Source organism: Novosphingobium sp. GW835-FHT14H07, assembly GCF_058793515.1.
This window is the reverse complement of the sequence record NZ_JBXAFX010000010.1, coordinates 149,152-157,682: the sequence shown is the minus strand read 5'-3', so window position 1 is coordinate 157,682 and position 8,531 is coordinate 149,152. Positions and strand designations below refer to the sequence as shown.

Annotated in this window: 11 protein-coding genes; 5 read left to right on the top strand and 6 right to left on the bottom strand. The window is 65.3% G+C overall.

Going from position 1 to position 8,531, the window contains the following annotated elements:
* The first annotated feature begins 133 nt into the window (after positions 1-133).
* Positions 134-469 (top strand): hypothetical protein, encoded by a 336-nt coding sequence (locus tag AC1Q5P_RS11680; protein ID WP_492519015.1) that lies wholly within the window; start codon positions 134-136, stop codon positions 467-469.
* A gap of 98 nt (positions 470-567) precedes the next feature.
* On the opposite strand, the gene AC1Q5P_RS11675 is transcribed toward AC1Q5P_RS11680, so the two are convergent.
* The 3 genes from AC1Q5P_RS11675 to hemC are packed head-to-tail and all read right to left on the bottom strand — an operon-like array spanning position 568 to position 3,166.
* Positions 568-1,503 carry a hypothetical protein gene (locus AC1Q5P_RS11675; protein ID WP_492519014.1) on the bottom strand — a complete coding sequence of 312 codons (936 nt, stop codon included), beginning with the start codon at positions 1,501-1,503 and terminating at the stop codon, positions 568-570.
* A gap of 29 nt (positions 1,504-1,532) precedes the next feature.
* Positions 1,533-2,222, bottom strand: coding sequence for a uroporphyrinogen-III synthase (locus AC1Q5P_RS11670; protein WP_193827614.1), 690 nt, complete (start codon positions 2,220-2,222; stop codon positions 1,533-1,535).
* Positions 2,219-3,166: a hydroxymethylbilane synthase gene (hemC, locus tag AC1Q5P_RS11665; RefSeq protein ID WP_492519013.1), complete on the bottom strand. Its 948-nt coding sequence runs from the start codon at positions 3,164-3,166 to the stop codon at positions 2,219-2,221. The genes AC1Q5P_RS11670 and hemC overlap by 4 nt, the downstream gene beginning before the upstream one ends.
* Before the next feature lie 45 nt (positions 3,167-3,211).
* Here hemC and tsaD point away from each other — a divergent pair, with 45 nt between their 5' ends.
* The 4 genes from tsaD to AC1Q5P_RS11645 are packed head-to-tail and all read left to right on the top strand — an operon-like array spanning position 3,212 to position 7,316.
* On the top strand, positions 3,212-4,264 hold the full coding sequence (gene tsaD, locus AC1Q5P_RS11660; RefSeq protein WP_492519012.1) for a tRNA (adenosine(37)-N6)-threonylcarbamoyltransferase complex transferase subunit TsaD: 1,053 nt from the start codon (positions 3,212-3,214) through the stop codon (positions 4,262-4,264).
* On the top strand, positions 4,261-5,256 hold the full coding sequence (locus tag AC1Q5P_RS11655) for an NAD(P)H-dependent glycerol-3-phosphate dehydrogenase (protein WP_062344828.1): 996 nt from the start codon (positions 4,261-4,263) through the stop codon (positions 5,254-5,256). The genes tsaD and AC1Q5P_RS11655 overlap by 4 nt, the downstream gene beginning before the upstream one ends.
* Entirely contained in the window at positions 5,249-6,727 is a 1,479-nt protein-coding gene (locus tag AC1Q5P_RS11650; protein WP_492519011.1) for a lipopolysaccharide biosynthesis protein, read from the top strand. The genes AC1Q5P_RS11655 and AC1Q5P_RS11650 overlap by 8 nt, the downstream gene beginning before the upstream one ends.
* A 37-nt stretch (positions 6,728-6,764) precedes the next feature.
* A complete protein-coding gene (locus AC1Q5P_RS11645; protein ID WP_492519017.1) occupies positions 6,765-7,316 on the top strand; it encodes a helix-hairpin-helix domain-containing protein in 552 nt (183 codons plus the stop codon).
* 1 nt (position 7,317) lies between these two features.
* On the opposite strand, the gene AC1Q5P_RS11640 is transcribed toward AC1Q5P_RS11645, so the two are convergent.
* From AC1Q5P_RS11640 to AC1Q5P_RS11630, 3 genes are read right to left on the bottom strand one after another with little or no spacing between them, the layout of a single operon-like run.
* A complete protein-coding gene (locus AC1Q5P_RS11640; protein ID WP_492519010.1) occupies positions 7,318-7,884 on the bottom strand; it encodes a hypothetical protein in 567 nt (188 codons plus the stop codon).
* 7 nt (positions 7,885-7,891) lie between these two features.
* Positions 7,892-8,176 (bottom strand): addiction module antidote protein, encoded by a 285-nt coding sequence (locus AC1Q5P_RS11635; protein ID WP_039336258.1) that lies wholly within the window; start codon positions 8,174-8,176, stop codon positions 7,892-7,894.
* Positions 8,157-8,519, bottom strand: coding sequence for a type II toxin-antitoxin system RelE/ParE family toxin (locus AC1Q5P_RS11630; RefSeq protein ID WP_492519009.1), 363 nt, complete (start codon positions 8,517-8,519; stop codon positions 8,157-8,159). Before AC1Q5P_RS11630 ends, AC1Q5P_RS11635 begins: the two co-directional genes overlap by 20 nt.
* Between the last annotated feature and the right edge of the window lie 12 nt (positions 8,520-8,531).

The window sequence follows — 8,531 nt, the reverse complement described above, 5'->3', positions numbered from 1 at the left end:
TCATAGCTTCAATCCGAATGCTCACGCGCCGAACCGCAAGATATTGCTGGAATTGAGAAACTTCTGAATCAGGCACTGAGGCCTGAATGGCTGGAATGGGGCGGAATATGGACGTCCTGGCTAAAGTGGCAACATGACATCGAGAAGTTTCGACCCGCAACTTGAAGAACTCGACCAAAGTGCAACCTCGCGTTTGCTAACGGCTGAATCCTTCGACTTGAGTGCATTCACCAAACTATGGGAATATCTCGCGCAGAAATCTGAGTTGATTAAAGAGGATTATGTGATTTCAAAGCAGGTGCTGGGAAGCTTGCGAAATGCAGCAAACGCCATTCGGACTCAAGCGCCGTATGTGCCCCTTGCGCGAGAGAACATGGCGCTAGCTGACAAGTTCGAGATGCTCTTGGACTTAATGATCATTGGAGAGAGCCCGTCTGATCGAGTCCCAGGAAGTCCTAGGATCATCTGACGCCAGACGTCGGCAACGGCGTCGTCTCCTGAACGGCAGCTCTTGGTTTAAAAAAACGGAAAAGCGGCCTGAGCTACCACCCCTAACTCAAACCCACCTCAAACCTCCGGCGTAGACCCCGCCGGTGGCAGCGGCGGCACGGCAGGCGATGCGCTCGCCGTCGACTCCGGCGCAACCGTCTGCGCTGGCGCAGCAACCGGTTGCGCGCCCATCAGCGCGGCAGCCTCAAGCTGATCCAGCGCGCGTTGCGTCGCCATGTAATCACGGGCACGCACCAGCCAGTCTTGCGCGGCGTCGTGGCCGGGCATCTTTTCGACTTCGGCGGCAGCGGCTTCGATCTTGCCGCCGGCGAGGAAGGCGCGGGTGCGTTGCAGGCGGCTTTCCGGCGCGGGCGAGGGGGAATCGTCGTGGCGGATCACGAACAGGTCCGAAAGCTGGCGGCCAAGCCAGTCGAGCGTGCCTTCATCCGCCTTGCCGCCGACCAGTTCGGGCGCGAGGAGTTCGAACTGTTCGCCAAGCTGGGCGAGCGTCACTGGCGCGGCGCCTGCGGCAATCACGCGGTCCACCGCCGCGCCCTGCGTCGTGCCGAAGCGGGCGCGCAACTGCGCCTCGATCCAGCCCAAGGGCTGCCCGCGCTCCAGTGCACGACGCGCAGCGAAAGCCAGCAACAGCGATTCCGCGTGGGTGGCATTGCCCGAGGCGGCGATCGCCTGCTGGTTAAGCTCCGCCAGCCGCTGTTCGAGCATGGCGATCCTGGCGGCGGTACTGTCAATTTGCGCGCCGATCTGGGCCTGTGCTGCTGCAGTCTGGGCGGCGGACGGGCCGGGGGCAGGCTCGGTGGCAGGCGAAGTAAGCAGCTGCGGGATTCCGGAGCTGTCCATCCGCACATCGATCAGGCCATTGCGCCAGCCGAGCCAGGCGGCACCCGCAGCGCCTGCCAGCAGGCACCCAGCGACCAGCGCGGCGATGCCACGGCCGCCTATGCCGCTCCTTCGCGGGCTTTGCTCCCGCGTGCTGTAAACCAGATCCTCCATGCGTTTTCGCTTGTCCTGTCGCCCCGATGTCACACTGTCTGGCACATCCGCGCGCCGAGTTCCAGAACCTCCTTGTCGGTCCTGCCGGCAGCCACTGCGACTGTGCCCCAGCCATTGCCAGCGAGTTCCGCTATGCGTGGGGCCAAGCTGGCAAGATGGAGACTTTTCTTGGAGATTCCAAGTCTTTCGCATTCCTGCGCGAAATGGCGGGCCGCTTCGCCGGAGTGCAGAAGCACCACCGCACCGCGATTCAGGGCGGTTTGGAGCGCTGCCGGAACTGCCCTTTTCCGGGACGCGTAAGTTACAACCGTGACGATTCGCACGTCCTCGGGCGGGGACAGCTTCACCCGATCTTCACCGGCGATTCGGATGTAATTCCCCGGCGGCAGTGTCATCACCACTGGCTGCAATCCGCCTTCGCCAACGCGGGAGACCACGAACCCGGCAGAACGTGCCGCCGCTGCCGTCGTCTCGCCTACCGCAATCACCGGCACATCGGAGAAGTGCGCCAGACCCGCCCCGCCATGCCGGAACACATTGGCGCTGCCGGCAAGGATCGCATCGAAATGCTCGTCGGGCGCGTCCCAGTCGACTGCCTCGATCTCGAACAGGGGGGCGCTGACAGGTTCCAACCCCATCTCGCGCGCTGCCGCGCAAGTTGCCGAATTCCCCGGCTCGGGTCGGATCACCACCAGCGGCAGCGGTTCAGCGCTGCTCATTCGCCGGAAAAGTGTACCGTTACCGACTCCGGCGCTTGCGATAGCAGACGATGCGCGAGACGGCGTGGGCCTTCGCTGTCAGCAGGCGCGAAGGTCTCGCTGGCTTCGATCCGCTCGGCACCATCGGGGCTGTAGATCGCTGCGCGCACTGTCAGCGAGCTCTCATGATGGGTGGTCAGCACCGCTATCGGGCTGTGGCAATTGCCGCCCAGTGCCGCCAGCAAGGCGCGTTCGGCCAGCACCGCCTCGTGCGTCGGTCGGTCGTCGATAGCAGAAAGCCAGCCGCGCACGTCATCGCTCGCCACCAGGCATTCGATGCCGATCGCACCCTGCGCCGGGGCCGGGAGCCATTCGAATTCCGACAGCGGCGTGCCGACGCCCGTCTCGCCCAGGCGCTGCAGGCCCGCGGCGGCAAGCAATGTCACGTCCGCTTCGTCAGCCTGCAGCTTGGCGAGGCGCGTGGCGACATTGCCGCGAAAGCCGACGATCTTGAGGTCCGGCCGGGCATGGAGCATCTGCGCGGCCCTGCGCGGTGCGCTGGTGCCGACGCGCGCTCCGGGCGGAATGGCATGGATGGAGGCCGCACCAACCAGCACGTCGCGCACGTCGGCACGGGGAAGAACGGCGGCGATGCAGAAATGTTCAGGCCGGGTCGTCTCGACGTCCTTCATCGAGTGAACGGCAAAGTCGATCTCGCCTTCGAACAGCCAGGCGTCGAGCTCCTTGGTCCACAGCGCCTTGCCGCCGATCTCGGCGAGCGGGCGGTCAAGGATCTTGTCGCCACTGGCGGTGACGGGGACGATCTCCACCATGCTTTCGTCCCATCCGTGGGCGGCGCAAAGCCTGTCGCGGGTCTCTTCGGCCTGCGCCATGGCAAGCGGGGAGCGGCGGGTTCCGAGCCTCAGCGGGCGTTCAGGTGCCAAGGGCGTAGATGATGTGTTCATGCACTGCTTGCCGTAACGGGGATTATCATTAGAGGAAAGCGCCAGATGGCCCTGATCCTTGGCATAGAATCCAGTTGCGATGAAACCGCCGCCGCGGTGATCGACGGCAATGGCACGACGCTGGCCGCGCGCATCGTCGCGCAACGCATTGCTTCGCAAGACGAAGCGCACCGCCCTTACGGCGGCGTCGTCCCCGAAATCGCGGCGCGCGCTCATGTCGAAGTGCTGGGGCCGATGGTCGAGGCAGTGCTCGCCGATGCGGGCATGACGCTGAACGATGTCGATGCGATCGCGGCAACCGCAGGCCCCGGCCTGATCGGCGGCGTCATGGTTGGGCTGGTCACCGCAAAGGCACTGGCCATGGCGGCCGACAAGCCGCTGGTGACAGTGAATCACCTTGAAGGCCACGCGCTGTCGCCGCGCCTTGCCGATCCCGCTCTGCAATACCCTTATCTGCTGCTGCTGGTTTCGGGCGGTCACTGCCAGATCCTCGAAGTGGCAGGCGTTGGCCAGTATCGCCGCCTTGCCACCACCATCGACGATGCACTGGGCGAAGCTTTCGACAAGACCGCCAAGATCCTCGGGTTAGGCTATCCCGGTGGCCCTGCGGTCGAGCGGCTGGCGCGCGAGGGCAACCCCAAGGCCGTGCCCCTGCCGCGCCCCCTTGTCGGCAGCGGTGAGCCGCACTTCTCGTTCGCCGGGCTCAAGAGCGCAGTGATGCGGGCCAAGGATGCCGGCATCCACGCCGATGCCGACATCGCCGCCTCGTTCCAGCAGGCCGCGCTCGATTGCGTGGAGGACCGGACGCGGATCGCTCTTGGCACTGCCTCGTCGGGGATGACCGCGCTGGTCGTGGCAGGTGGAGTCGCCGCCAATGCCGCCCTGCGCGCCGCGCTCGAAGCGCTTGCCGCCGAACACGGCCTCCCGCTGGTCGCCCCGCCACCGAAACTGTGTACAGACAATGCCGCCATGATCGGCTGGGCTGGCGTTGAGCGCTTCGCTCTGGGATATACCGACCCGCTCGACGTGGCCGCGCGCCCGCGCTGGCCGCTCGACGACAATGCCGCCCCGGTGCGCGGCGCAGGGGTGAAGGCATGACCGCTGGTATAGGTGTCGTAGGCGCAGGCGCATGGGGCACCGCGCTCGCCCAGATGCTGGCAAGCGATGGCCGCGAAGTCCTGCTTTGGGCGCGCGAGGCGGAACTGGTCGATGAGATCAATGCAAAGCGCACGAACAGCCTGTTCCTGCCCTCGGCGCAGCTCGCGCCTGCGATCCGCGCGACGAGCGACCTTGGCGAGATGGCAGCACTGCCGGTTTTGCTGATGGTTACGCCAGCGCAGTTCTTGGCCGGTGTGCTCGGTGCGATGGGCAGAAAGGACGGCGACGTCGTGCTCTGCTCGAAGGGCATCGAAGCGGGCACCGGCCGCCTCATGGCCGAGGTTGCCCGTGATGCGGCATCGGGTGCCGAGATTGCTGTCCTGTCAGGCCCGACCTTTGCGCACGAGGTGGCAGCAGGACTGCCCACTGCCGTCACGCTCGCCTGTGAGGGCGGCGAAACGCAATGGCAGCGGCTTTCGCCGGTGATCGCCCGCCCGACCTTCCGGCCCTATTATTCCGACGACGTGGCAGGCGCCGAAATCGGCGGCGCGGTGAAGAACGTCCTCGCCATTGCCTGCGGCGTGGTCGATGGCCTCGGCCTCGGTCAGAACGCCCGTGCGGCGCTGATCAGCCGCGGCTTTGCCGAGATGCAGCGCTTTGGCCTCGCCTTGGGTGCGCGGGCGGAAACCCTTTCGGGTCTTTCCGGTCTGGGAGACCTCGTTCTGACCTGCTCGTCCACTTCCAGCCGCAACTTTTCGCTGGGCAAGGCGCTGGGCGAGGGAGCCAGCGCAACCGATGTGCTCGGCGCAAGGAACTCGGTGGCCGAGGGTGCCTTTACCGCGCCGGTCCTCGCCGATATCGCCCGCAGCCGCGGCATTTCCATGCCCATCGTCGAGGCGGTGGTGACGCTCCTCGAGGGTGCAGCCCCGGCGCGGGACGTGGTCGCAGGATTGCTGTCGCGCCCGCTCAAGGCGGAAACAGTCCTTGTCTGAAGCCAGGGCCCCGCAACAGGATATCGCCGCGCTGGCCAAGGGCGGGCGGACGAATTTCCTTGGCTTCCTGCTGCGTCTGCTCGCGCGCATCCCGTTCCTCTTCATTGCGAGCCGCCTTTACGGGGCGCCCGCCATGGGGCGTTTCGCCTCGGCCCTGGTGATGGTCGAATTCGCCGGGATGCTGGCGACATTGGGCCAGAAGCGCGGCCTCGCCCAGCGCCTTGCCGAGAACGACGAGCACCCCGCCAACGTGGTGGGCGATGCGGTCCTGCTGGCAATGTCGCTGGCGCTCGGCATGGGAGCGCTTATCTACCTGTTCCCGCAATCGATGTACCCCAGCGGCAACTTCACGTTGGCCGACCGTCTGCTGGTACTCTCGATTCCCGGCCTCGCGCTTGGCGATCTTGCGCTTGCGGCGCTGGCCTACCGCTTTGACGTGGCAACCACGGTTCGCGCCCGTTCCGTGGTCGAGCCGTGGACGATCTCCATCGCGGCAGGTGCGTTCTACTTCATCTGGCCGAGTTCCGGCCTCAGCCTTGCCTATCTCGCCTCGGTCTGGGCAGCGACCGGCGTTGCCGTCTTCGTCCTGCTGCGCACTTACGGCTTGCCGCGCGCGTGGAAGCCGCGTCCCGGCCCGCTGTGGCAGATCGCTCGCCGCAACATCCCGCTTGCCGGGGCGGACGCCGTGGAATGGGGCACGCGCAAGCTCGACGTATTCATCCTGCGCTTTTTCGTGGGCGAGGCGCCGGTCGGCATCTACTACTTCGCACAGCAGATCGCCTCGCTGCCGCAAAAGCTCAAGACCAGCTTCGAACCGGTGCTCGGCCCGGTCATCACGCGCAGTGTCAAGGACAAGGACTACGCGGCAATTGCCAAGCAGGTCTGCCAGGTCGGCTTCTGGATCGGCGCGGCGCAGATCGGCATCGCACTGGCATTGGGCATTCCGGGCGAGGGGCTGATGGGGCTGGGCGGTCCGGCCTTCGTTTCTGGCACGGCGGCGCTGGTGTTCCTGCTGGTAGCAGAAGTGGTCGCGTCCAAGGCCGTGGTGAGCGAAGCGGCGCTGGTCTACCTCGCGCGCATGCGCAACCTGTGGATCAGCTTGGCCACGATTGCGCTGCAAGCGGTGCTGACCATCGTCTTGATTCTCGTCGCCGAGCAGGTGACGCCGGGGCCGATGTACGTCGCCGCTGCCGCTTCGCTGGCTCTGGCGATCTCGCTTGGCCTCTCTTCGGCGGTCAAGTCGCGGGTGCTGACCCGTATTCTCGGCCATTCGATCAGCAACTGGCGCTGGGGCCTCGCCTGGGCGATCGTTCCGGCCAATGCGGTCGGTGTGGCAATGACCTGGGCACCCGAATGGGCTGAACTGGCCGTTGGAATTCCGGCAATTCTCGGTATTTACTGCTACATGTTGTGGGTCCGCGCGTTCGGGCCCGAGGACCGCGTGCTGTTCCGCAAGCAGCAACCGGCCTGAGATCGTCGCTGAGATTTTCGCGTAAGGGGTCATGCAGATGCTGCAATCGCTCGAAGCCAACCAGATCCTGCTGGCGGGCATCGTTCTTGTCGTCGCGTTCGTGGTGTGGTGGGTGTGGGGGCGCACCAGGCCAGCCCCGAAGCGGCGCGAATACACTGACGTCCTTTCGGACGGCGCGGAAAAGGCCGCCCGCAACATGGCCCTGATCGATGCGCCAAGCGCTGCTGCCCTCGTGACGCCGCCTCCGGGCGTTGGCACCATGGCCGGGATCGGCGAAGTCGTCGCCGCTGCTGCTGCCGAGGAAGTGGTCGAGGCGGCGCCTGTTTCTGCTCCTGCCCCTACGCCGCAGGGCGGCGATGACCTCGGCCGCATCAAGGGCGTTGGCCCCAAGCTCAAGGCCCTCCTCGCCTCGCTTGGCGTCACCAGCTATGCCCAGATCGCAGCGTGGACAGATGAGGACATCGCGAAGATCGACGCCCAGCTCGGCACGTTCGCTGGCCGCGCCACGCGCGATAACTGGGTTGAGCAGGCCAAGCTTCTCGCCAGCGGCGATACCGCCGCCTACGAAGCCAGGTTCGGCAAGGTCTAACCTATTCGGCGATTTGCGCCGGGGCGACAGGCTCCGGCGCGGCAACCGGCGCAGAGCGGCGGCACTTCATGACAAGATCACGCACCGGCGCTCCGGCCGCAACCTTGATCATCCCCGCCCCCGGCAGCGTGCCGTTGTAGGACCCGCCAAGCACCTTGGTCCGGCTGTCATCGGCCGAGATCGTCCCTTGCCAGATATAGCCGCGCTGCCCCGGCACCGATGTCGCATCCACCGGCAGCCGCATGATCCCATCGCTCCCGACCAGCGCGAACAGCGCCTGCGCACCCACCGGCGCGGCAGCATGCCGCGTCACGGTCAGCACGCCTTCGCGGCAGGAAATTGACAGCAGCGGCGTCTCCCCGGGATGCCCATATCGCACCGAAAGCCCGTCCGAACCCGCAGCCCACGAAGCCTCAGATTCCCCATCGCGCACCCCCGGCAAGGCCTCGCCTTCAGGCATGGCCATCCGCACCGCCCCATCCGGCGCCCCCTCACGCGCGGGCATCGCGGGCGATTTCGAGCAAGCGGCAAGGGTGAGGGCGGCAATGGCTACGATTAGATTTTTCACGACAGTATCAGGCGGCCCGTTTCTGGACGGTCAATTCAAGCCCAAGCACCGACAGGACCGCCACAAGGGTTTCCAACGTGGGGTTACCGTCTTCCGAAAGAGATTTGTAGAGGGCTTGACGTCCAAGGCCGGTCTTGCGCGCAATCTCGCTCATGCCCTTGGATCGGGCAATGTTGCCCAACGCCGCGGCGATATGCTTGGGGTCATTCCCTTCCATCGCGGCCTCAAGGTAGAAAAGGATGTCCTCCTCTGTCTCAAGGTAGTTGGCGGGATCAAATGGGCGAAGCTCCATTGGTGCGCTCGATCTCTTCCTTCAGCCGCCTTGCATGGGCAATGTCGGCATCCTGCGTGCGCTTGTCGCCTCCGCAAAGCAGAATGACAAGCTCTTTGCCCCGCTGGAAGAAATACACCCGGTAGCCCGGCCCATAATCGACGCGAAGTTCGTGAACGCCGCCCTTCAAGGACTTGCTGTCACCAAAGTTCCCGTCTGCCAAGCGTTCGAGACGAACCACGATCCTCGCCCGCGCCCGCCGGTCCCGCAAGGAGCCGAGCCAATCCGCGAAGTCGGGCGTCTCCGACAGCTGAAAGGCCTGTCCTTTATAGGGGACATTGTCACTTGTTTCAATATCTTCCATTTCATAGCTCTT

Bases quoted from the DNA above. Each gene is read 5' to 3' on its own strand.
- AC1Q5P_RS11670 (WP_193827614.1), bottom strand. From the start codon at position 2,222: ATGAGCAGCGCTGAACCGCTGCCGCTGGTGGTGATCCGACCCGAGCCG.
- AC1Q5P_RS11645 (WP_492519017.1), top strand. From the start codon at position 6,765: ATGCTGCAATCGCTCGAAGCCAACCAGATCCTGCTGGCGGGCATCGTT.
- tsaD (WP_492519012.1), top strand. From the start codon at position 3,212: ATGGCCCTGATCCTTGGCATAGAATCCAGTTGCGATGAAACCGCCGCC.
- hemC (WP_492519013.1), bottom strand. From the start codon at position 3,166: ATGAACACATCATCTACGCCCTTGGCACCTGAACGCCCGCTGAGGCTC.
- AC1Q5P_RS11655 (WP_062344828.1), top strand. From the start codon at position 4,261: ATGACCGCTGGTATAGGTGTCGTAGGCGCAGGCGCATGGGGCACCGCG.
- AC1Q5P_RS11675 (WP_492519014.1), bottom strand. From the start codon at position 1,503: ATGGAGGATCTGGTTTACAGCACGCGGGAGCAAAGCCCGCGAAGGAGC.
- AC1Q5P_RS11635 (WP_039336258.1), bottom strand. From the start codon at position 8,176: ATGGAGCTTCGCCCATTTGATCCCGCCAACTACCTTGAGACAGAGGAG.
- AC1Q5P_RS11680 (WP_492519015.1), top strand. From the start codon at position 134: ATGACATCGAGAAGTTTCGACCCGCAACTTGAAGAACTCGACCAAAGT.
- AC1Q5P_RS11630 (WP_492519009.1), bottom strand. From the start codon at position 8,519: ATGGAAGATATTGAAACAAGTGACAATGTCCCCTATAAAGGACAGGCC.